The organism is Amycolatopsis sp. GM8 (genome assembly GCF_021653975.1).
In the GTDB taxonomy this organism is placed as follows: Bacteria; Actinomycetota; Actinomycetes; order Mycobacteriales; family Pseudonocardiaceae; genus Amycolatopsis_E.
Genome location: NZ_JAJKFK010000006.1, coordinates 318,555 through 339,285 on the forward strand (window position 1 = coordinate 318,555; position 20,731 = coordinate 339,285).

A 20,731-nucleotide genomic window follows, 5' to 3' on the forward strand; every position below is an offset into this window, starting at 1 on the left:
TGCGCTAGTGGTTGACCGCGAGCACGCGGCGCAGGGGACCGCCCTCGGTCTGCCCGGTCAGGTGCCGGTCGCGAACTCGTACTGGCACGCCGAGCGGGTCGGGTAGTCGGCGGAGTAGCAGGCCAACAGGACCCGGCTGTTGCGCAGGTTTCCCAGCACTGACACGGAGATCGACGTGAACGGGTCGACCGCGCCGGAACACCCGCAGCCCGGCCTCGGACAAGGCGGCAGCGATGCCGGCGGCCGCCGCTTGGTCCGTCGTCGTGACGGCGAACCTGACCTTGCCGAACTCCGGGACCCACCGCGGCCCTGAACACCACGGCCACCAGCAGAACCGCCCAGCGGTGGCCCGCCCACCAGTCCGAACCCCCTCGTACTTTCCCCACCGAAGTGATTTTACTGTGGACCGCGGTGGGGTGCGGGGGAGTGCGGTGTCAGGCCAGGTGACCCGCCAGGTGCGCGGTGAGGTCGCGGGCGTCCGCGGCGGCGCCGTCGATCAGGCTGGAGCGGCGGCGGCGCAGGAACGGCATCCCGATGAGGTACAGCCCGGGCCAGGTGGTGACCCCGCCGTCGTGCGTGATCCGGCCTTTGCGGTCGAGCACGGGAACGTCCAGCCACGACAGGTCCGGGCGGAACCCGGTCGCCCAGACGACGCTGCGGATCTCGCCGAGATCCACCGTGAGCGGCGGCTTTTCCGGCAGCGTGGTCGCCGGGAAGCGGGCCACCGGCCCACAGTCGGTGAACCCGGTGTCGGCCGCCCACGCGTCGAACGTGTCGAGCAGCCGCCCCAGTTTGAGATCGGCCAGGGCGCAGACATTGGGCAGGGAACCGGAAAACTGCGCGCGCCCGTCGCGCACCCCGGCGAGTTTGCCCGCGAGCCGCACCCCGAGGCGGCTCAGCGTGGCGAGGTCCAGCGTCGCGGCGGAACCGGTGAGCTGCATCGACGGCAGGTTCCGGGCGCGCACCAGATCGGGGACCTCGTCGTAGCGTTCGTCGAACACGCCGGAAGCGTCCATCCACCACAGGATGTCGCGGCCCCGGTAGGTGCGCGGCATCCGGACGTGCTCGCCGACGGCGAGTGTCACCGGCCGCCCGGACCGGTGCACCTCGTGCGCGATCTGGATCCCGCTCGACGACGCGCCCACGACGAGCACCCCGCCGTCCGGCAGCTGCCCGGGCGCGCGATAGTCCAAAGCGGACAGTGCGAAAAGCCCGTCCGGCAAGGCTTCGGCGACCGGCGGCAGCCGTGGCAGGTTGTGCGCGCCGGAGGCGATCACGACCGTCCGCGCCTCCCACACGTCCTGGTCGGTCCGCACCAGGAAGCCGTTTTCTTGTGGAGACACGGATTCCACGGTCGTGTTCGCCCGGACCGGCGCTCCGGTCGTCTTCGCGTACTCGCCGATCAGCCGGACCAGTTCGGGCGCGGTCTGGTACCCGCCGGGATCGTCACCGGCGTAGGAGAAACCGGGCAGCCGGGTCATCCAGTTCGGGGTGAGCAGCCGGAACGAGTCCCACCGCTGGGTGCGCCACGAGTTCGCCACCTCGCCGCGCTCGAGGACCACGTGGTCGATCGAGCGCTCGGCGAGGCAGCGGCTGATCGCGAGCCCGCAGTGGCCCGCACCGATGACGACCGTCGTCGTCCTCGGCACGGCGCTCAGGCCACTTCGACGGTGACGCTGGTCGGGTTGGTGAGGATGTCGTAGACCGCGGACCGCTTCTGCGACTGCGCGACCAGGGCCTGGATGTCCTCGCGGCTGGCGTCGGCCTCGATGTCGTAGGACACCCGCACGTCGCTGAAACCGTTGCGCACGTCGGGGTCGGCACCGAGGATGCCGTGGATGTCGAAGTCCGCCTCGATGGTGGCCTTCACCGAGTGCAGCTGGATCTGCCGCTGCTGGGCGACGGCCGCGACACCCGCGGTGAGGCAGCTGCCGAGCGCGACGAGCACGAACTCCACCGGGGTGATCCCGTTGTCCTCGGCCGCGAACACCTCCGGGTGGTCGGCCTCGAACGAGAACGTCGACTTGTGCTGCTGCTCGTCGCCGAGGCCGTAGAACGTTTCCACGGTGGATTGGCTGTGGGTGCCTTTCACCCAGGAGTTCACCGTGCGCCAGGTGAACTTCGCGATGTCCGGGGACTCGCCGAGCGCCGCGCGGGCGCCGAGCAGCGCCTCCACGTTGACGCCGTTGTCCACGGGTAGGTCGGTCGTGGTCATGGGTCCTCCTCGGTGTGCGTACGAGAGGCCCAGTGTGGTGCAGCGCACGCCCACCCACGACTCGTCTCACATCGTGAATCCCCGGTCAGGGCGCCCCGAAGCGCACCCGCACCGTGCCGCCGTTCGGGATCGGCGTGCCGGCCGGCGGGGTCTGCTCGCGGACCACGGCGGGCGCGGCGCTCGGCGTCGCCGGGTCGATCTGGAGCCTCAGCGTGGTCTTTCCCAGCGCCATCAAGGCATCCGCTTCGGTCAAGCCGGCCAGCGCGGGCACCGGTTCGGTGCCGACCGTGGCGCTGAGCAGGTCCTGGCGAGCCTGGTCGGAGGACTTCGTGGAGAAGTAGTACGCGATCGCCGAGCCGACGCTCGCGGTGAGCCCGCCGACCAGGGTGCTGCGCAGGTTCGAGTCGTTGATCGCGAACGTGAACGCGGTGAACAGCACCAGCCCCAGCACGAGGCTGACCGCGATCCAGCTGCGCACCACGCTGCCGCCCGGGTCGGCCTGTTTTCCCTTGCTCCTCGCCAGGATCACGATCAGCCCCGCGACCAGCACGGCGACCGCGACGATCAGCACGAGCAGCAGGGTCTGGTTCCAGGACAACGTGCCGGTCATGCGCCCCCCCATGTGATGGTGCCGCATTTGTACCGCAGGAGCGCCGGGCTGGGAAGCGATCCGGACAGACTGCCGCTTCGCGGGCACCCGGCCTAAACTGGACTCATCGCACCAGACTCATCGGCGGCCTTGGCGCTGGGCTTCGTCTGGCTGTTCACGAACATGTACGAGCACGAAGCACCGGTACCCGGCGTTGCGTTCGGCCCGGCCTTCGCTCGCCGCGAAGGCGCCGCCAAGCTGCCGCGCCGCTCGCAGCGGCACCAATGACGTCTCAACTCGACAGTGCCCGCGACGCCTCCCGGCGTTCGCGCTGGCGCACGGGGTCCGCGACGGGCGCGGCGGCGACCAGGCGGCGGGTGTAGTCCTGGGCCGGGGCGCCGAGCACCGCCGCCACCGGGCCTTCCTCCACGACCTTGCCCCGGTGCAGCACGGCCACCCGGTCGGCCACCCGCTCGATCACGGCCAGGTCGTGGCTGATGAACAGGCACGCGAACGCCAGCTCCCGCTGCAGCCCGGCGAGCAGTTCCAGCACCGAAGCCTGCACCGACACGTCGAGCGCGCTGGTCGGCTCGTCCGCGATCAGCAGCCGCGGCCGCAGCGCGAGCGCCCGGGCGATGCCGACCCGCTGCCGCTGCCCGCCCGACAACTCGTGCGGGTAGCGGCCGGACCAGCCGGGATCGAGCCGCACGGCGGTCAGCAGCTCCGCCACCCGGGCCCCGTGGTCGCCGCGTTCTCCGTGCACCACAAGGGGTTCCGCGATGCTCGCACCGATCGTCGCGCGCGGGTTGAGTGCCGACGCCGGGTTCTGGAACACGATCCCGATCTGCCGCCGGACCTCACGCCACTGCCGCCGGTTCGCCCGCGTGAGATCGACGCCGCCCACCTGGACCGAGCCGGCGGACGGCGACACCAGCCCGGTGAGCACCGACGAGATCGTGCTCTTACCCGAACCCGATTCGCCGACCAGGCCGAGCACCTCGTCGGCGCCGATGGTCAGCGACACGCCGTCGACCGCACGCACCGGCGGCGCACCACCGCCCACTCGGTAGGTCACCGCCAGATCCGTCACGGTCACCAGCGGCGCCGCGGCCTCGGTCTCCCGCACCGTGGCGGGCCCGGATCCCAGTGACAGCACCGAATCCAGCAGTTCCCGGGTGTACTCCGCTTGCGGCGCCTGGAAAAGCCCGGTCACGGTGTTCTGCTCGACGACCCGCCCGTCCCGCAGTACCACCACCCGGTCCGCGATATCGGCCACCACGCCCATGTCGTGCGTGACGAGCAGGATCGCCGTGCCCAGCCGGTCGCGCAGCGAGCGCAGCAGCCGCAGGATTCCGGCCTGCACGGTCATGTCGAGCGCGGTGGTCGGCTCGTCGGCGATCAGCAGCGCCGGCTCGTGCACCAGTGCGGCGGCGATCACCACGCGCTGCAGCTGGCCGCCGGACAGCTCGTGCGGGTACGACCGCAGCACGCGCGCCGCGTCCAGTTCCACCAATTCGAGCAGTTCCCGCGCCCGCTGCCGGGCTTCGCGCCGCGACACCTTCCGGTGTGCGCGCACCGCGTCGACGAGCTGGGTGCCGATGCGGAACACCGGGTTCAGCGCGCTCATCGGCTCCTGGAACACCATGCCGATCTCGCCGCCGCGCACCGCACGCAGCGTACGACTGTCCACTGTGTACAGATCGTGGCCGGACAGCAGCGCCGACCCCTCGACGGTCGCCGTGTCCGGCAACAGGCCGAGCAGCGACAGCGCGGTCACCGACTTGCCGGAACCGGACTCCCCGACGAGGGTGACGACCTCGCCGGGGTGTACGTCGAAGGCGACGTCGCGGACCGTCTCGACGTCGCCGAAGCGGATCGAAACGTCGCGAAGGGCGAGCAGGGCGTCGGTCACGGGACTACTTCGCCAGCCCCAGCTGCAGGTAGTTCGGGTACGCCGGGAACTCGCCGATCACGAAGTCGCCCACCTTCGAGCCGTGCAAGAAGGAGTTGCGGGTGTAGATCAGCGGGACCACCGGCGCGTCCTGCAGGATCCGCCGGTCGGCCTGCGCCCACAGCTTGCCCGCGGCCGCCGGGTCCACGGTGCCCTGCGCCTGTGTGATCAGCGCGTCCACCTCGGGCACCGAGTAGCGGGACAGGTTGTAGCCGCCGTTGCCGATCTCCGAGGTGCCGAACAGTGGCTGGATGTTGGAGTTGGCGCTGGGGAAGTCCGGCTGCCACGAACTGAGCGTGAGATCGTAGGCGTTGTCGTCGTTGCCGGTGGCGATGGCCGTCCACGCGTCGTCGTCCAGCGGCCGGAGTTTGGTCTGGATGCCCGCGCGCTGCAGCGCCGCCTGCAGGGCCTGCGCGAGGTCCGCCCTGTTGTTGGCCGTGGACACCGGGAAGTCCAGGTTCTCGATCCCGTTCGGGAAACCGGCCTCGGCGAGCAACTGCTTGGCCTTGGCCACGTCACCGTTCGGCGGCGCGGGGTAGAGGTCGAACTCCTCGCGCCCGGTGATGCCCTGGGTGATCAGGGTCGAGGCGACCGGGCCGGCGAGATCCGCGTTGCCCGCGGTCGCGATCTGGAACGCGGTCTTGTCGATCGCGTACTGGAAGGCCTGACGCACCTTGAGATTCGCCAGCGGTCCGCGCCGCACGTTGAGCGCGAGATAGGCCAGCGCACCGGATTTCGAGGTGACGAGCTGGTTCTTCGCCGCCGGGCTGGTGCGGATCTGGGCCAGCTGCGCGGGATTGACGAACGACGCGCCGAAGCCGAACGCGTCGTTGCCGCTGCTGGCGAGCAGCCGCTGCGCGATCACGCCGCTGTCCTGGCCGAGCTGGTAGACGATCTCGTCGGGCAGGCCCGTGCGCGCCAGGTCGGTCTTCGCGTCCCAGTTCGGGTTGCGCGTCAGCCGGATTTCGACGCCCTTCGTGAGGGACGCGACCTGGTACGGGCCCGACGCGATCGGGCTGCTGTCGTAGTTCGCGTCGGTGCCCTTGCCCTTCGGCACCGGCGCGAACGCCGGCATGCTCACGATCCACGGCCAGTCGCCGTAGGGCCGCGCCAGGTGGAACACGATGGTCTGCGGGTCCGGGGTCTCGATCGAGGCGAGGTCACCGCCCTTGAACGGGCCGGTGTACGAAGAACCGCCGTCCAGCAACGTCTTGTGGTAGCCGAGGCCGCCGGAGAACGCCGCGTCGAACGAGCGCTCGATGCCGTATTTGATCTCCGCGCTGGTGATCGGCGTGCCGTCGGACATCTTCAGCCCGGGCTTGAGCGTGTACGTCCACGTCTTGCCGTCCGCGCTCGCGCGGCCGGTGTCGGTGGCGAGGTCCGGGACCACCGTCGCCGGGGCGTCGGCCGAGGTCGTCCACGCGGTGAGGCGCCGGTGGATCAGGCCTGACGTGGTGATCGCGAGGCTCGAGCTCTTCGCCGGGTCGAGCCGCTGCGAGGTGACGTCGTAGAGCACGTAAAGCGTGCCGCCGGAGGAGACGGTGACCGTCCCGGCGCCGCCCGATTGCTCGTTCGCGTTGCAGGCGGCGAGCAGCGCGCCCGCTCCCGAGACACCGGCCGTGAGGCCCACTGCTTTCAGGAAGTCCCTGCGGTCCATGGTTTTCCCTTTCTCAACTGACCCGGGCACGCGGGTCCAATACCCCGTAGAGCACGTCCACGACGAAGTTCGCGAGGACGACGAAAAAGGCGGCGAACAGGCTGACGCCCATCAGCAGCGGCAGGTCCACCTGGTGCACGGCGTCCACCAGCAGCCCGCCGAGACCGGGCAGCGCGAACACCCGCTCGGTGATCACCGCGCCGCCGAGCAGCGTGCCGAGGTCGATGGCGAACACCGTCACCACCGGCAGCAGCACATTGCGCAGCGCGTACTTGCCGATCACCGTGCGCTCGGGCAGGCCGGCCGCGCGCGCGGTGCGGATGAAGTCCTCGCCGAGGACCTCCAGCATCTGCCCGCGAGACAGCCGCGCGTACACCGCGGCGTTGATGAACGCGAGCACGAGCCACGGCAACACCAGATGCCACGCCCAGTCGACCGGGCTCTGCGCGAGCGGCACGTACCCGCTGACCGGCACCACGTCGAGGGTGAACCCGAACAGCAGAATTCCCAGCAGCCCCACCAGATACGCCGGCGCGGACACCCCGGCCAGCGTCACCGTCATCGCCGCCCGGTCGGTGAACCGGCCGCGCCGCAGCGCCGAGGCCACGCCCGCCGCGATCCCGGCCACCAGCCAGATGACCGCCGCGCCGACCGCCAGCGACACCGTGACGGGCAGCCGGTCGCCGATCAGCGCCAGCACGCTTTCGTTCTGCTGGAACGAATAGCCGAAGCACGGCGCCGGGCAGACGATCGCCGTCGCGCCGGTGCCGAACGTGCGGCCGGTGAAGATCGCGCCGAGGAAGTCGAAGTACTGCTGGATCCACGGCTTGTCGAAGCCCATGAACTCGCGTGCCACCGCCAGGTTCTCCGGCGTGCACGGCTTTCCGCACGACATCAGCGCGGGATCGGTGGGCAGCAGGTAGAACACGGCGAACGTGCCGAAGCTGACCACCAGCAGCACGGCGATCATCCCGGCCAGCCGGACGCCGACGAAGCGCAGCGTGCGGTTCACCGGCGCACCGCCGTCTTCGGGTCGAGCGCGTCGCGCAGCCCGTCGCCGAGCATGTTGAACGCCAGCGTCGCGAGGAACAGCGCGGCGCCGGGGAAGATCAGGAACATCGGATCGGTCTGCACCCAGTTGATCGCGTCGCTGATGGAGCGGCCCCAGCTCGGCGTGGGCGGCGGGATGCCCACGCCGAGGAACGACAGCGCCGCCTCCAGCCCGATGTTGGCCGGGATGGTGACGGTGGTCAGCACGATGATCGGCGCCCACAGGTTCGGCAGCAGCTCGCGCCGGAACACGTGCACACCGCCCGCGCCCAGTGCCCGCGCCGCGCGCACGAAGTCGCGGCCGCGCAGGCTCAGCGTCTGAGCGCGGACCACGCGGGCGATCCGCGGCCAGCCGAACAGGCCGATCACCGCGATCAGCAGCAGGGGCCGCGGGATCGCGGCCGGCGCGACAGCGCCGACCGCGATCATGAAGATGAGCTGCGGGAACCCGAGCAGCACGTCGGTCACCCGGCTCACCACGGTGTCCCACCAGCCGCCGGTGTAGCCCGCGCTCGCGCCGAGCAGCACCCCGGCGACGATGGCGACGACGGTCGCCGCGAGCCCGATCAGGAACGACGTGCGCGCGCCGTAGACGACGATGGCGAACAGATCCCGCCCGGTGAGCGGTTCGACGCCGAACCAGTGGCGCCCGCTGATTCCGCCGAGCGTGCCCGCGCCGGTGCCGTTGGCCGGGTCGAGCAGTTCGGTGTGGTAGGTGTACGGGTCCTGGCCCTCGGCGAGTGCCAGCAACGGTGCGGCCAGGGCGGCGATGATCACCAGCACGATGACGAGAGCACTCGCCTGTGCCCAACGGTCACGCCGCAACGCACGCCACAAACCGCGTGAAGCGGCGGGAGCGGCCGGCGGTACCGGCGCGCCGCCCGGCGACAGGAGGTCGGACAACGGGTTCCTCGGTTCAGTGGACTGGACCACGGAACCTTAGACAAGCCGGCGGAAATTCACCATCGTGCAACAGGATTTCCCGGATAGTGGGAAACCTCCGGCGGGCGTGCGGTCAGCGCGCGGAGTCGTCGATCTGCGGCCGGTAGCCGGCGCGGAAGGCGGCGACGGTGGACGGTGGCGTGAGTACCCGGGCAGTGCCGGTGCGCGGCCGCGCGTGGCGCGAGCCGTAACCGTCGGTGGTCCAGTCCACGAGGTGGTCCGCCACGGCCACCGCGGGCACGCCGTCGCGGAGGACGAACGTGCCGTCGGGAAGGCCGCCCCAGCCCAGGTCGTGCACGCGCTGCGCGCGGTGGTCGAGCCGTTCGGCGTGCAGCACCCGGTTCATCGTCCGCGCCGACGGGGTCTCCGTTCCGGTGCCGGCCGCCCAGGCGTTGCGGTAAGCGAGATAGTCCTGATGGCGGCACTCGCCGCAGGGCCGGTGTCCCGCCGCGAAGGCCACGGCCTCGTCGTAGAAGTACAAGTGCGTGTAGCGGTGGGGTAGCCACTGCTCGCGCCAGCGGCCGCGGAACTCGAGGCGGCAGGTGATCCACAGATCGCTCGCGTACGGCCGGACGATCTCGCGCCCGCGGTGCAGTGCGCCGCCCCGGTTGCCGGTCCACGCGCCGCGCAGCGGCAGCGCCACGATCTCACCGGTCGGCGTCACCCGGTTGCGCTGGGGAGCCACGCCCGTCATGTCCCGTCCAGATTAGCCGTGCACCCCATGAGGGACGACACTGTGCGTATGGCCTCCGACGGAGTGCGGGTGCGGCGCGTCTACGAGCCGGCCGGGCCGGCGGACGGGACCCGGGTTCTCGTCGACCGGCTGTGGCCGCGCGGGCTGGCGAAGGACCACGCGCAGATCGACGAATGGTGCAAGGTGGTGGCGCCGTCGACGGAGCTGCGCTCGTGGTACGCACATGATCCGGCGCGGTTCGAGGACTTCGCTGCCCGGTACCGGGCAGAGCTGGCCGAGCCGGAGCGGGCGGCGGCCGTCGAGCGGCTGCGCGAAATCGCGCGCGGCGGCGTGCTGACCTTGTTGACCGCCACCAGGGACCCGTCGATCAGCCAGGCGGCCGTGCTCGCCGAGGTGCTGAAGCACTGACGGTGTGTCAGCGACCTTCTCGTACGGGAACGGTCACCGTCAGCGGTTCGAACGGCTCGCCCGCCTGGTAGACGTCGCCGAACAGCTCCACACCCTCGGCCGTGAGGCGCACGTCGGCGCCCTCCCAGCGCTCGGTCCCGTCCTCGGTCTCCGGCCCGGTGAGGGTGAAGGTCACCAGCCGCAGCCGCTTGTCCTCCTCGGATTCCGGGTCGACCACGGTCAGCTCGGCCTCGCCGCCGCGCACCGCGATGCGCGGCTCGGCGATCCGGACGAACAGCATGCCGAAATGGCCGCTGAACCGGACATCGCCGCCGAACGCGAAGGCCTGCTCCGCGTCGGCCTCGGCCGGGGTTTCCTCGGAGAGCGGGAAGATCAGCTCGTTGCGCTCGTTCACCGCGGCGCCTTCGCCGAGGTAGGCCTGCCCGTCAGGCATCCGGGCGACGTAGCCGACGAAGCTGGTCTTGACGCCCCAGCGGAGACCGTACGGCGGGATGGGCATGTCTTCGGCCTGCGTGGCGGACTCTTGGGTCATTCCGGAATCCTTCTGCACCATGATCGTGCTTGTCCAGGGTCGGGCGGGCGGCTAAGCCCAGAAGGACTTTGCCGGATCCCCGCGTAAGTGGTCGCGATGCTCGGCGATGAACGCTTCGATCGAGCGCGGCGGGTTCCCGGTGAGGTCGGTGACCGCGGTCGTGACGTCGGCGAGCGCGCCTGCGGTGACGAGCCGTGCGAACTCGACGAAGTGCTTCACGTACGACTCCGGCATCCCCCGGCCGACGAGGATCGGTTCGAGCTCGTCGAGGGCAGGCTGAACCAGCCCGATCTCGCGGTCCAGACCAGCCGACAGCGCCGCCGCCAGCTCCGCCGCACTCAACGCCGCGGGCCCGGTGACGTCGTACGCCCCACCCCGAAACGCCGACCGGGTGAGCACCGCGAACGCGCAGTCCGCGACGTCCCGGGCGTCGACATGCGCGAGTTTTCCACCGAAGGCCTCGAAAAGCTCGCCGTCGGGCGTGCACATCGTGACCCCGCGAACGAGGTTCTGCATGATGTTGTTCGGCCGCAACACGGTCCCGGTGAGCCCCGAGTCCGCGAGATAGGCCTCGATCTTCGCGTGCGTGCCGATCGGCATCGGTCCACCCGCCCGCACCCCGATGGTGGACACCTTGACCACATGCTCCACCCCGGCCGCGACCGCGGCGTCGATCGCGGCGAGCTGCTGAGCGATCACCGGCTCCTCATCCGGGTAAGGCCCGGCGGTGTTCAGAAAGAGCTGGTCGGCACCCGCGAACGCGGCCGGCAGCGTCGCGGGATCGTCGAGATCGCCGACCACCACCTCCGCACCCGGGATCGTCACGCCCGCCCGGCGCACCAGCGCGCGGAACGGCACCCCCTCGGCCGCGAGACGGCGCGCCAAGGCTCCACCGATCATCCCGGTCGCACCCGTCATCAAGATCATCAGCAATCCCCGCTTTCATCGATAAACGTCGAACATCGATGAAAGGTACACTGTTCGCTGTGCGCCGCCTCGATCACCCGAACCTCGACGAAGTCGCCCTGGCCAAAGCCCTGTCAGCCCTGGGCGACCCGGTCCGCCTCGCCATCGTGCGGATGCTCCGCGACGGCCAGGAACATCAGGGCTCGAAGTTCGATGTGCAGGTCTCGCAGTCGACGTTGAGCCATCACTTCACGACCCTCCGCAACGCCGGTGTGGTGTTCATCAGGCCGGAAGGCACCCGCTGCTGGCACTCGCTCCGCCCGGAGTTCGACCAGCGATTCCCCGGCCTGCTCGCCGCCGTCCTCGACCTGGCCTGAGGTGAAGCCACCGCGCCTATCGATCCGTCACTCCGACTTGCCCGGATAGCGGGCGCCCGCGGCCACGTGCAGCGGGAAGCTGTCGTCCAGTGCGGCGAGGTCGTCGTCGTTCAGTTCGATGGCGTCGGCGGCGATGTTCGCTTCGAGATTCTTCAACTTCTTCGTCCCCGGTATGGGCACGACGTCTTCGCCGCGGGCGAGGACCCAGGCCAGGGCCAGTTGCGCGACCGAGCAACCCTTGTGTGCGGCCAGTTCCCGGAGGTGGTCGACGAGTTCCAGGTTCTTGGCGAAATTGCCGGCCTGGAAGCGCGGATTGGTCCGCCGCATATCTGCGGGCGCGAGGTTGTCCGGACCATTCAGCGCCCCCGTGAGGAACCCGCGCCCGAGGGGCGAGAACGCGATGAAGCCGATGCCCAGTTCGCGCATCGCGGCCAGGACCCCGTTGCTCTCGTGATCGCGAGTCCACAATGACCATTCGTTTTGGACGGCGGTGAGCGGATGGACCGCGTGGGCGCGGGTGATTTGCTCCGCGGAGGCCTCGGAGAGACCGATGTGCCGGACCTTTCCCGCCGCGACGAGATCGGCCATGGCGCCCACGGTCTCCTCCACCGGGGTCGCCGGATCGACGCGGTGCTGGAGATACAGATCGATGTACTCCGTCCCGAGCCGCTTCAACGAGGCCTCGCAGGCCGCGTTGACGTAGCTCGGTTCACCGGCCAGCCGCCTACCCCCGCCACCTGCCACGAAGCCGAACTTGGTGGCGATCACCACTTGATCGCGCCGTCCTGCGACCGCCCGACCCACGAGTTGCTCGTTGTGGCCCTGTCCGTAGATGTCGGCGGTGTCGAGGAGCGAAATCCCCGAGTCGAGCGCCCGGTTTATGGTGGCTATCGATTCCGCCTCGTCGGCCGGGCCGTAGGTCTGGCTCATCGCCATACAACCGAGCCCCTGCGCCGATACGGTGAGGCCATTTCCCAAGTCGCGTTGTCGCACGGCATTCAGTGTCCTGTTTCTGGGCCGAGTGGGCAAGCGCCATGCCCGGCGTAGGCTGCGCCGCATGGCAGGTGCGCGTAAGCCGAGTGGGAATGGTGGCCGGCCGCGGCGGCTCGAACCCGAGGTGGAGCGGTCGCTTCTGCTCCAATCCGGTCAGCGGCTGATGCGCCTTGCCGGCTACGCGGGTGTCAGTGTGAGCGATGTGCTGACCGACAGCGGGCTGTCGACGACGGCGTTCTACCGCCATTTCGCGTCCAAGGACGAGTTGCTGGTTTCGATTTATCGCGAGAACGGGATCGAGCTCGCCCGGATTCTCACGCGGCGTGTCGAGTCGGCGTCGAACCCGGTGGAGGGGTTGGAGGCATGGGTCGACGAGATGCTCCGGCTCGTGTTCGACCCTCGCACGGCGAGCCACGTCGCGATCTTTTCGGACAAGGCCACGGCGGTGATCGACGCCGCGGTCGCCGGGGAGATCCTGGAGCTGCAGCTGACGCCCCTGGTTGCGGCGCTCGAGGCGGGCCGGGCCGACGGATCGATGCCGGGGGCGATCCCCGCCCTGCACGCGCGGCTGATCTCCGCCATGGTCAGAGAGTTGACCCGGTCACATGTCGCGTCGGAGCCCCAGCTGCGCGGCCGGCGGAGCACGATGAAGGCGTTGACAGGCCTTGTCCTTGACGGAATTCGGGTTCGGCGGTTAACGTGACCTGGAGTTTCAGAACGGCGGTTCTGTAACTCGGCAGCGGAGCCGGAGAGAAGGGGACGCATGAGCGACATCGACGTACGCCCGCCACGGAAGACGGAGACGAACGGCTCGGTCGAGTACGTCCCCGTCACGAAGGAAGACGTCGCCTTTGTCGGAACAGGTCCCGTTCCGACAAAGCCCTACGTCGACGAACAATGGTACGAGGACGAGAAAGAGGCGATCTTCCGGCGGGTCTGGCTGCATGTCGGGCGAATCGACGAGGTGGCCAACCCGGGTGACTTCATCGTCCGTGAGATCGAGGCCGTCGGCGTCTCCCTGCTGATCGTCCGGGGAAACGATGGGAACCTGCGGGCCTTTCACAACGTCTGCATGCACCGGGGTACCGAACTCGTGTGCGCGACCGAAGGCACCGCGCGTAGTTTCAGCTGCCCCTATCACAAGTGGACGTACGCCAATACCGGTGAATTGCGCGGTGTCCCGGACAATGGGAACTTCTTCGATCTGGACAAGACGAAGTTCCCCTTGATGGAGGTCGCGCTCGACGTCTGCGCGGGGTTCGTTTTCGTGAACCTCGACCGTCACCCGAAGCAGACACTGCGGGAGTATCTCGGCACCTGGGCGGACAGTCTCGAAGGCCTCAACATCGACGTCAGTGATGTGTTCAGCGAATACGTCTACGACGTCGACGCCAACTGGAAGGTGGCCTACGACAATTTCCAGGAGATCTACCACGGTAGATTCGTCCACCCGCGCTCGATCGGCCGTTCCACGATGGCTCCGGAGAATCCGTTCGGGTATCCCACGAAGTACACGTTCCGCGAGGAAAACCTGCACCGCAGCAAAACACTGTGGAACAACCCGCATTTCACCCCGGACGGGCCGATCGAGGCCCTCGCGTCGGAACTGACCCGCGCGGGCATGGCCAAGGGACCGGTGTCGGGTGCGAAACGGCCGTCGACCGAGCACTACTACATTTTTCCGAATATCACCGTGCTCAGCAGCCCGCTGTACACCTTCACGCAGACCATCTGGCCGCTCGGCCCGGCGCGGTGCCGCAGTGTGATCCGGATGTACTGGACGGGCGCGGACAAGAACGCGTCGACGCGATTCGCCCGCGAATATCGCATGGCGGCGCTGCTCGATATCCACAGCGAGGACCGGGACATCATCGAGGCCGCGCAGAAAGGCCTGTCGAGCCGGGCGCTGGACACCGTGCTGTTCCAGGTGCACGAAGTCACCTGCCGGCATTTCGCGGCCGCCGTGGACCGGTATGTGACCGACTACCGCGCGGAGGTCGCCGCCAAGCGGTCGGGGGAGGCATTGTGAGCGGCGAGAATCGTCTACCGGAAGGATTCGGGGAACTCGAGCGGTTCGCCGGTCAGTGGGCCATCGAGACGAGCGACGAGCGCAAGAAGGCCAGAATCCGCAGTACCCCCGAGGAGCGGCAGGCCTTCTATGAGGCCGCGACACCGCTGGCGGCGCGGGGGCTGGCCTATCTCGACACGATCCCGCTCGACACGTGGGACGAGCCGGCTCAGGAGCTGATGCGGATCCTGCTGTCCCTGGCGCACATCTCCCTTGCCGTCGAGAAGCAAGGGGATGAAGAGGCGCACCACGCGATCAACCACGCGCACTTCACCATAACTCGTTCAACCGAGACCGCGGCGACGACAGGATAAGAGATGTCCTCCGAAAAGATCTGGGCCAACTCGGCTGATTCGCATTTCGTCGAGCCCGAGACGTTGTTCGACGACGCCCTGCCACCGTCCCTGGCCGCGCGGATGCCGAAGAGTGAGAAGTTCGAGGGATACGAGATCCTCACCATCGACGGCAAGCAGTTCCGCCGGAACATGCCGAAACCCAACCCCGGCACCCAGGACATGCGCGAGATGATCGACGCGCGGGCGCCCGGTGCGAACGACCCGCAGTTGCGGCTGAAGGATCTCGACAACGAGGGGATCTGGACCGAGCTGACGTTCCCCTCGATCGGCATCTGGACGAGTTCGATCGAGGATCCTGTACTGGTCAAAGCGGGCGTCCAGGCACTGAATGACTGGGCCCACGAATACATCGCGGGCGCGTCGCCACGTCTGCTCCCGACGGCGTCGGTGCCGATGTTGTCGATCGAGGACGCCGTCGCGGAGGTCGAACGGACGGCGGCTCTGGGCTTCCGGGCCGCCTTCCTGCCCACCGGTACCCCGGCGTCGGTGAAGCAGTATCACTACGACGACTGGGAACCGCTCTGGGCGGCGCTCGAAGCCGCCCGCATGGTCGCGGCCTTCCACATCGGAACCGAGCCCCGGTCGGCCGACGTCCCCGCGGGCGTCGTCTTCCGCGGGCCCGGGGGAGCCATCCTCAACCACTCGGTGAACACGTTCGGCGGCCAGACCTGCGTGATGCAACTCGTGGCCTCCGGCGCGCTGGACCGGCACCCGAACCTGAAGGTGCTGGTCTCCGAAGGTGGTGCGACCTGGGGCCCGGCCGTCGGTGACCGGATGAACGAGGCCTTCCGCCAGCACGCCATGTACGTGCGGCGCCCGCTTTCGAAATCGCCGAAGGAATTCATCTACGACCAGGTGTACGCGTCGTTCCAGCACGACGAGTCGGCCGTGGCGGCGATGCAGTACATGGGCTGGCAGAACGTCGTCTGGGGTAGCGATTATCCGCACCTGGAAGGCACCTTCGGGCACACCCAGGAGACCCTGCACGGGTTGTTCGACGGAGTGCCCGAGCAGGTGCGGCGGCGGATCACGATCGACGCGTTCAACGAGATGTTCCCCGGGATCGAGGAGCCGCCGGAGGGCTGAAACGACCGGCCCGGGCCGTCGATGACGCCACGAGTACAGTAAGTGGCAGTCAGGTGTCATTGGCGGCGGGAGGTCGTGTGTCCGCGAGTTCGGACGCCCGGGGCGTGGACGGCCGCGGCGAACACAAGCAGCGGACCCGTGAGGCGCTCATCGACGCGGCCCTGACGCTGTTCGCGGCCAAGGGCTACGAGGCCACCTCCGTCGACGAGATCGCCGACTGGGCGGGTGTCTCACCGCGAACCTTCTTCCGCTACTTCGACAGCAAGGATCGTGTCCTCTTCTTCGGTGGCGACGCGTACAACGCCGCGGTGGTCCGCCAGTTGCCCGATCAGCCGGCGGAGCTGGGCGATCTCGCCGCGGTCGCCGCCACCCAGCGGGCGCTGAGCTCGATGGTCGCGCCGCTGAAGAACCGGATCCGGCTGTACTTCCGTGCCGTGCAGGACTCACCGCAGTTGCTCGGTCAGCACAGTGCCGCGCTCGCCCGGCACGAGGCCAGCCTGGCCGACGCGCTCGCCACGCGCCGCTCGCTGAGGGCGCCGGATGCCCGGTGCCGGATGACGGCGGAGCTCGTTTCCATTGCCATCCGGCACGCGTACGCGGGCTGGCTGTCGTCCAAGCGGGATCTGGCCGAGCACATCGACGAGGGTTTCGCTTTGCTGCGGGAGATCGCCTGCCAGGACTGACCCGGCCAGGTAGGGGCAGGGCAGTGTCAAGAGCCGTTTTCTGCGTAGTGCCTCGCATGTTCCTGGCTAAACAGGCAGCCGCGCGCTAGCCTCAAATGGCAGATGACTGCCAACGGTGGAGAGGTCAGATGAATCGTTCGCTGCGCGGCGCGCCCGTGGTGGGGATCGGGCGAACCCCTTACGTACGTGCCTCCGGGCGGACGCCGTTGGCGATGGCGGCCGAGGCTGTCCGGAATGCCCTCGCGGACGCCGGCCTGTCGGCGGCCGATGTCGACGGCATCACCGCGTACGGCACGGATTCGTTGCGGCCCAGTCAGGTTGCCTATGCCGTGGGGGTGGAGGACCTCGGCTGGTGCCTGAGCGTCGCCGGTGGCGGCAACATCGTCACGACGACGGTGACGAACGCGGTCGGCGCGATCACCTCCGGCCAGGCCGAGGTCGTGGTCGTCTACCGGGTGCTCGGCGCGGATACGCGCTACGGCAAGGCATCGGGGCGTATCGAGGTCGGCGGCGAGGGACAGTTCGCCGGGCCGCACGGATATCTGGTGCCACCGCAGTGGTTCGCGATGTTCTGCCAGCGGCACCAGTACGAATACGGCTCCACCGCGGAGGATCTGGGCGCGATCGCGATCCAGAGCCGGCAGCACGCCGCGCGGAATCCGCATGCCGTCGCGCGTGAGCCCATCACGATGGACGACTACCTCGCGGGCCGGTGGATCGCCGAGCCGTTCCGGGTCTTCGACTGCTGCTACGAGGTCGACGGTGCCGCCGCGATCGTGCTGACCACGCCGGAACGCGCGAAGGACCTGCGGCACAAGCCGGTCCACGTGCTCGGCGCCGCGGACAGCAACCGCTTCGGCGGGTCGGTCGACCAGTGGGACGACATGACCTGCATGTACTCCCGGGACACCGCGCCGCGCCTGTGGTCGCGTACCGGGTTGTCCGCCGCCGAGATGGACATCGCGCTGATGTACGACTGTTTCACCTTCACGGTCATGGCGACCTTCGAAGACTTCGGGTTCTGCGAGAAGGGCGAGGTCGGCGACTTCTTCCGGGAAGGCCGCGCGACGTATGACGGCGATGTGGTGGTGAACCCGCACGGCGGTTTGCTGTCCGAGGGATACATTCACGGGCTCAATCACCATTACGAGGCCGTGCTGCAGCTTCGCGGCGAGGCGGGGGAGCGCCAGGTGGCGGACGCGGAAACCGCCTTGGTCACCTCGGGCGCGGGGCCGTACGGCGGGGCGCTGGTGTACGGGACGGAGGCAACGCTGTGACCCAGACCGTGGACAAGAGGACCGTGCCGGAGGCGTTCCGCTATCCACCGCAGCCGGTACCGGACGCGGACACGAAGCCCTTTTGGGAGGCCGCGGCCAAGGACGAACTGACGGTCTGCCGATGCCAGTCCTGTGGCCTCTGGATGCAACCGCCGCTCGAACGGTGCCGCGCCTGCGATGGGACGACGGCGTTCGAGCGCGTCGCGGGTACCGGTGTCATCTACACCTTCATCGTGCAACGGCAGGCGGCGGTCGCGGGCTACCTCGACAAGACGCCGTATGTGGTGGCATTGGTGGATTTGGACGAACAAACCGGCCTCAGGCTGCCGGGGCGTGTTGTGGGCATTGCCCCGGAAGAGGTTTCCTGTGGGATGCGGGTCGAGGCACGGTTCACCGAACTGGCGGGCGGAGACTTCCGCGTTCCGGTGTTCAGCCCGGCCGCGTCCTGACCGAACAGGCCAATCGGAGGGAAAACGCAGTGGACATCGCAGATCTCATTCTCGTCAGCGTCGACGATCACGTGATCGAGCCCGCGGACATGTTCGATGACCGCCTTCCGGCGAAGTTCCAGGACAAGGCGCCGAAACTGGTGCGGCGGGACGACGGCACGATGGCCTGGCGTTACGAAGGCCGGGACATGCCGAACCTGGCCATCAACGCCGTCGCCGGCCGCCCGCCGGACGAGTACGGCAAGGAACCCACCACGATCGAAGAGTTGCGGCCCGGCTGCTACGACATCCATGCGCGAGTCATGGACATGAACGCGAACGGGATGCTCGGCTCGATGTGTTTCCCGTCGTTCCCGCGCTTCTGCGGGCAATTGTTCATGGAGACCGGAACCGATCGCGATCAGGCGGCGGCCATGGTGCGCGCCTACAACGACTGGCACCTCGATGGCTGGGCGGGAGCGTACCCGGAGCGGTTCATTCCGCTCGCGCTGCCGATGTTGTGGGATCCGGAGGCGACCGCGGAAGAGGTACGCCGGGTCGCTCGAAAAGGCTGCCACGCGGTGACTTTCACGTCCAACCCGCACGCGCTCGGCCTGCCGAGCCTCTACACCGATCACTGGGACCCGTTCTTCCAGGCGTGCGCCGACGAAGGCACGGTCGTGTGCATGCACCTCGGCTCGTCGTCCACCGTTCCGACGACGTCGCCCGACGCGCCGATCGAATGCATCTACTCGCTGTCGCCGATCAACCTGATCGAGGCCGCCGCCGACGTGGTGTGGAGCCCGCTCTTCCGCAAGTTCCCCAGCGTCAAGGTCGCGCTGTCCGAAGGCGGCGTCGGCTGGGTTCCCTATTTCACCGAACGGATCGACTACATCTACCGGCACACCAAGCACTGGTCCGGAATGGACCTCGGCGGCGGCCGCACGCCGTCGGAGGTGTTCAACGAGCATGTGCTGCTGTGCTTCATCGATGACGCGGTAGGCGTCGAGAACCGCCACCACCTCAACCTGGACAACATCATGTGGGAATGCGACTACCCGCATTCCGATTCGACCTGGCCGCATTCGCCGGAAGCGGCCATGAAGTACCTCGATGGCCTGCCCGACAACGAGATCGACCAGATCACCCACCTCAACGCGATGCGGCAGTTCTCCTACGACCCGTTCGCGCGCATGGAGCGCGGCGCCGCGACGGTCGGCGCGTTGCGGGCGCAGGCCGTCGATTGGGACGTCAGCATCCGCTCGACCAAGCATCTGCGCCCGGCCGCTTCGGAGGTGTCGGCGTAGTGCAGGACGTACTGCGCGGGGTGAAGATCGTCGAGGTCGCACAGTGGTGGTTCGCACCGTCGGCCGCCACGCTCCTCGCCGAGTGGGGCGCCGAGGTCGTCAAGATCGAGCACCCGTTGACCGGCGACCCCCTGCGCGGCCTCGTCACCTCGGGCTTGGCGGCCGACGCGACCGACATCAACTTCATGTTCGAGCAGGCGAACCACGGGAAGCGCAGTATCGGCCTCGATATCGCGAATCCCGAAGGTCGCGCCGTGCTGGACCAGCTAATCAGCGAAGCGGATGTGTTCATCACGAGCTTCCTCCCGGGTGTGCGGGGCAAGCTGCGGCTCGAGGTCGAGGACATCCGGGCGGTGAACCCGCGCATCATCTACGCGCGGGCCCACGCCGCCGGAAACCGTGGCCCCGAGCGAGAACGCGGCGGGTTCGACTCGGCCCTGTTCTGGGCGCGCGGTTCCGTCGCGCATCATCTGACCCCGGCCGACGCCGACGCGCCGATTCCGCCTCGCCCGTCGTTCGGGGACGGCATCAGCGGGCTCGGGATGGCCGGCGCGGTCGCCGCCGCGCTCTACGGCCGGGAACGGCACGGAGAGCCGTCCGTCATCGATATCTCGTTGCTGGCGACCGCGGCCTGGGTCATGAGCCCGGACGTGTGTGCCGCGGCACTGGTTCCCGGTGGGCTGCCCACCTTGTCGCGGGACGTGGTGCGCAACCCGCTGGCGAACTGCTTCCGCACGTCGGACGGCCGGTGGATCTGGCTGGCCATGCTGCAGGCCGACCGCTACTGGGCCGAGTTCTGCGAACGGATCGGCCGCCCGGACCTCGCCCATGACGACCGCTTTTCGTCCGCCGAGGTGCGGGTGCGCAATCTCGAAGCCTGCATGGCCGAGCTGGAGACCGAGTTCGCCGCGCACTCACTCGCCGACTGGCGGAAGAAACTCCACGGTTTGAGTGGGGTCTGGGCGGTGGTGCAGAACGCGCAGGAGCTGATCGAGGATCCACAGGTGGTCGCCAACGGCTACATCGCCGAGGTGGATTACGAGGGCCGTGCGCACCGTCTCGTGGCCGGCCCGGTGCAGTTCGACGAGCACACACCGGCCATCACCCGCGCGCCACAGACAGGCGAGCACACCGACGAGGTGCTCGCCGAACTCGGTAAGAGCATGGACGAAATCATCGAGTTGAAGATCAACGGCGCCGTGAACTGACCAC

22 protein-coding genes are annotated in these 20,731 nt (G+C 68.7%); 11 read left to right on the plus strand and 11 right to left on the minus strand.

Features of this window, described 5'->3' with window-relative positions:
* Positions 1-434: 434 nt before the first annotated feature.
* From LOZ83_RS27855 to LOZ83_RS27890, 8 genes are all read right to left on the minus strand, one after another.
* Positions 435-1,649 carry an NAD(P)-binding domain-containing protein gene (locus LOZ83_RS27855; protein WP_236794662.1) on the minus strand — a complete coding sequence of 405 codons (1,215 nt, stop codon included), beginning with the start codon at positions 1,647-1,649 and terminating at the stop codon, positions 435-437.
* Positions 1,650-1,654: 5 nt separating this feature from the next.
* Positions 1,655-2,215, minus strand: a complete 561-nt coding sequence (locus tag LOZ83_RS27860; RefSeq protein ID WP_236794663.1) for an OsmC family protein — start codon at positions 2,213-2,215, stop codon at positions 1,655-1,657.
* A gap of 85 nt (positions 2,216-2,300) precedes the next feature.
* Positions 2,301-2,825 carry a PASTA domain-containing protein gene (locus LOZ83_RS27865; protein ID WP_236794664.1) on the minus strand — a complete coding sequence of 175 codons (525 nt, stop codon included), beginning with the start codon at positions 2,823-2,825 and terminating at the stop codon, positions 2,301-2,303.
* 271 nt (positions 2,826-3,096) lie between these two features.
* The gene (locus LOZ83_RS27870; RefSeq protein ID WP_236794665.1) at positions 3,097-4,716 is read right to left on the minus strand and encodes an ABC transporter ATP-binding protein; all 1,620 of its coding nucleotides are present in this window, start codon (positions 4,714-4,716) and stop codon (positions 3,097-3,099) included.
* A 4-nt stretch (positions 4,717-4,720) separates the two neighbouring features.
* Complete coding sequence (locus tag LOZ83_RS27875) at positions 4,721-6,412, minus strand: ABC transporter substrate-binding protein (RefSeq protein WP_236794666.1); 1,692 nt, start codon at positions 6,410-6,412, stop codon at positions 4,721-4,723.
* Between the two features lie 13 nt (positions 6,413-6,425).
* Positions 6,426-7,424, minus strand: coding sequence for an ABC transporter permease (locus LOZ83_RS27880; protein ID WP_236794667.1), 999 nt, complete (start codon positions 7,422-7,424; stop codon positions 6,426-6,428).
* Positions 7,421-8,365 (minus strand): ABC transporter permease, encoded by a 945-nt coding sequence (locus tag LOZ83_RS27885; protein ID WP_236794668.1) that lies wholly within the window; start codon positions 8,363-8,365, stop codon positions 7,421-7,423. The genes LOZ83_RS27880 and LOZ83_RS27885 overlap by 4 nt, the downstream gene beginning before the upstream one ends.
* A 112-nt stretch (positions 8,366-8,477) precedes the next feature.
* Positions 8,478-9,098, minus strand: a complete 621-nt coding sequence (locus LOZ83_RS27890; protein ID WP_236794669.1) for a hypothetical protein — start codon at positions 9,096-9,098, stop codon at positions 8,478-8,480.
* A gap of 48 nt (positions 9,099-9,146) precedes the next feature.
* Here LOZ83_RS27890 and LOZ83_RS27895 point away from each other — a divergent pair, with 48 nt between their 5' ends.
* Positions 9,147-9,506, plus strand: a complete 360-nt coding sequence (locus LOZ83_RS27895; RefSeq protein ID WP_236794670.1) for a DUF488 domain-containing protein — start codon at positions 9,147-9,149, stop codon at positions 9,504-9,506.
* A 7-nt stretch (positions 9,507-9,513) separates the two neighbouring features.
* Here LOZ83_RS27895 and LOZ83_RS27900 read toward each other — a convergent pair whose 3' ends face one another.
* A complete protein-coding gene (locus tag LOZ83_RS27900) occupies positions 9,514-10,038 on the minus strand; it encodes an HtaA domain-containing protein (protein WP_236794671.1) in 525 nt (174 codons plus the stop codon).
* 51 nt (positions 10,039-10,089) lie between these two features.
* Positions 10,090-10,965: an NAD(P)H-binding protein gene (locus LOZ83_RS27905; protein ID WP_236794672.1), complete on the minus strand. Its 876-nt coding sequence runs from the start codon at positions 10,963-10,965 to the stop codon at positions 10,090-10,092.
* Between the two features lie 59 nt (positions 10,966-11,024).
* Between LOZ83_RS27905 and LOZ83_RS27910 the strand changes: the two genes are divergently transcribed.
* Positions 11,025-11,321, plus strand: a complete 297-nt coding sequence (locus LOZ83_RS27910; protein ID WP_236794673.1) for a helix-turn-helix transcriptional regulator — start codon at positions 11,025-11,027, stop codon at positions 11,319-11,321.
* A 27-nt stretch (positions 11,322-11,348) separates the two neighbouring features.
* On the opposite strand, the gene LOZ83_RS27915 is transcribed toward LOZ83_RS27910, so the two are convergent.
* Complete coding sequence (locus LOZ83_RS27915) at positions 11,349-12,257, minus strand: aldo/keto reductase (RefSeq protein WP_236794842.1); 909 nt, start codon at positions 12,255-12,257, stop codon at positions 11,349-11,351.
* Positions 12,258-12,378: 121 nt separating this feature from the next.
* On the opposite strand from LOZ83_RS27915, the gene LOZ83_RS27920 reads away from it, so the two are divergent.
* The 9 genes from LOZ83_RS27920 (at position 12,379) to LOZ83_RS27960 (ending at position 20,727) form a co-directional block, all read left to right on the plus strand.
* Positions 12,379-13,017 (plus strand): TetR/AcrR family transcriptional regulator, encoded by a 639-nt coding sequence (locus LOZ83_RS27920; protein ID WP_236794674.1) that lies wholly within the window; start codon positions 12,379-12,381, stop codon positions 13,015-13,017.
* A 60-nt stretch (positions 13,018-13,077) separates the two neighbouring features.
* On the plus strand, positions 13,078-14,343 hold the full coding sequence (locus LOZ83_RS27925; protein ID WP_236794675.1) for an aromatic ring-hydroxylating dioxygenase subunit alpha: 1,266 nt from the start codon (positions 13,078-13,080) through the stop codon (positions 14,341-14,343).
* Positions 14,340-14,696, plus strand: coding sequence for a hypothetical protein (locus tag LOZ83_RS27930; RefSeq protein ID WP_236794676.1), 357 nt, complete (start codon positions 14,340-14,342; stop codon positions 14,694-14,696). Before LOZ83_RS27925 ends, LOZ83_RS27930 begins: the two co-directional genes overlap by 4 nt.
* Positions 14,697-14,699: 3 nt before the next feature.
* A complete protein-coding gene (locus LOZ83_RS27935; RefSeq protein WP_236794677.1) occupies positions 14,700-15,824 on the plus strand; it encodes an amidohydrolase family protein in 1,125 nt (374 codons plus the stop codon).
* Positions 15,825-15,901: 77 nt separating this feature from the next.
* Positions 15,902-16,507, plus strand: coding sequence for a TetR family transcriptional regulator (locus LOZ83_RS27940; RefSeq protein ID WP_236794678.1), 606 nt, complete (start codon positions 15,902-15,904; stop codon positions 16,505-16,507).
* Positions 16,508-16,635: 128 nt separating this feature from the next.
* Entirely contained in the window at positions 16,636-17,784 is a 1,149-nt protein-coding gene (locus tag LOZ83_RS27945) for a lipid-transfer protein (protein ID WP_236794679.1), read from the plus strand.
* Complete coding sequence (locus tag LOZ83_RS27950; RefSeq protein ID WP_236794680.1) at positions 17,781-18,233, plus strand: Zn-ribbon domain-containing OB-fold protein; 453 nt, start codon at positions 17,781-17,783, stop codon at positions 18,231-18,233. Before LOZ83_RS27945 ends, LOZ83_RS27950 begins: the two co-directional genes overlap by 4 nt.
* Positions 18,234-18,262: 29 nt before the next feature.
* On the plus strand, positions 18,263-19,519 hold the full coding sequence (locus LOZ83_RS27955; protein WP_236794681.1) for an amidohydrolase family protein: 1,257 nt from the start codon (positions 18,263-18,265) through the stop codon (positions 19,517-19,519).
* On the plus strand, positions 19,519-20,727 hold the full coding sequence (locus tag LOZ83_RS27960; protein WP_236794682.1) for a CaiB/BaiF CoA-transferase family protein: 1,209 nt from the start codon (positions 19,519-19,521) through the stop codon (positions 20,725-20,727). The genes LOZ83_RS27955 and LOZ83_RS27960 overlap by 1 nt, the downstream gene beginning before the upstream one ends.
* Positions 20,728-20,731: the final 4 nt, after the last annotated feature.

Excerpts from the sequence above, each read along its gene's own strand:
- LOZ83_RS27860 (WP_236794663.1), bottom strand. The coding sequence starts at position 2,215 with ATGACCACGACCGACCTACCCGTGGACAACGGCGTCAACGTGGAGGCG.
- LOZ83_RS27865 (WP_236794664.1), bottom strand. The coding sequence starts at position 2,825 with ATGACCGGCACGTTGTCCTGGAACCAGACCCTGCTGCTCGTGCTGATC.
- LOZ83_RS27875 (WP_236794666.1), bottom strand. The coding sequence starts at position 6,412 with ATGGACCGCAGGGACTTCCTGAAAGCAGTGGGCCTCACGGCCGGTGTC.
- LOZ83_RS27890 (WP_236794669.1), bottom strand. The coding sequence starts at position 9,098 with ATGACGGGCGTGGCTCCCCAGCGCAACCGGGTGACGCCGACCGGTGAG.
- LOZ83_RS27895 (WP_236794670.1), top strand. The coding sequence starts at position 9,147 with ATGGCCTCCGACGGAGTGCGGGTGCGGCGCGTCTACGAGCCGGCCGGG.
- LOZ83_RS27900 (WP_236794671.1), bottom strand. The coding sequence starts at position 10,038 with ATGACCCAAGAGTCCGCCACGCAGGCCGAAGACATGCCCATCCCGCCG.
- LOZ83_RS27905 (WP_236794672.1), bottom strand. The coding sequence starts at position 10,965 with ATGATCTTGATGACGGGTGCGACCGGGATGATCGGTGGAGCCTTGGCG.
- LOZ83_RS27915 (WP_236794842.1), bottom strand. The coding sequence starts at position 12,257 with ATGGCGATGAGCCAGACCTACGGCCCGGCCGACGAGGCGGAATCGATA.
- LOZ83_RS27920 (WP_236794674.1), top strand. The coding sequence starts at position 12,379 with ATGGCAGGTGCGCGTAAGCCGAGTGGGAATGGTGGCCGGCCGCGGCGG.
- LOZ83_RS27925 (WP_236794675.1), top strand. The coding sequence starts at position 13,078 with ATGAGCGACATCGACGTACGCCCGCCACGGAAGACGGAGACGAACGGC.
- LOZ83_RS27935 (WP_236794677.1), top strand. The coding sequence starts at position 14,700 with ATGTCCTCCGAAAAGATCTGGGCCAACTCGGCTGATTCGCATTTCGTC.
- LOZ83_RS27945 (WP_236794679.1), top strand. The coding sequence starts at position 16,636 with ATGAATCGTTCGCTGCGCGGCGCGCCCGTGGTGGGGATCGGGCGAACC.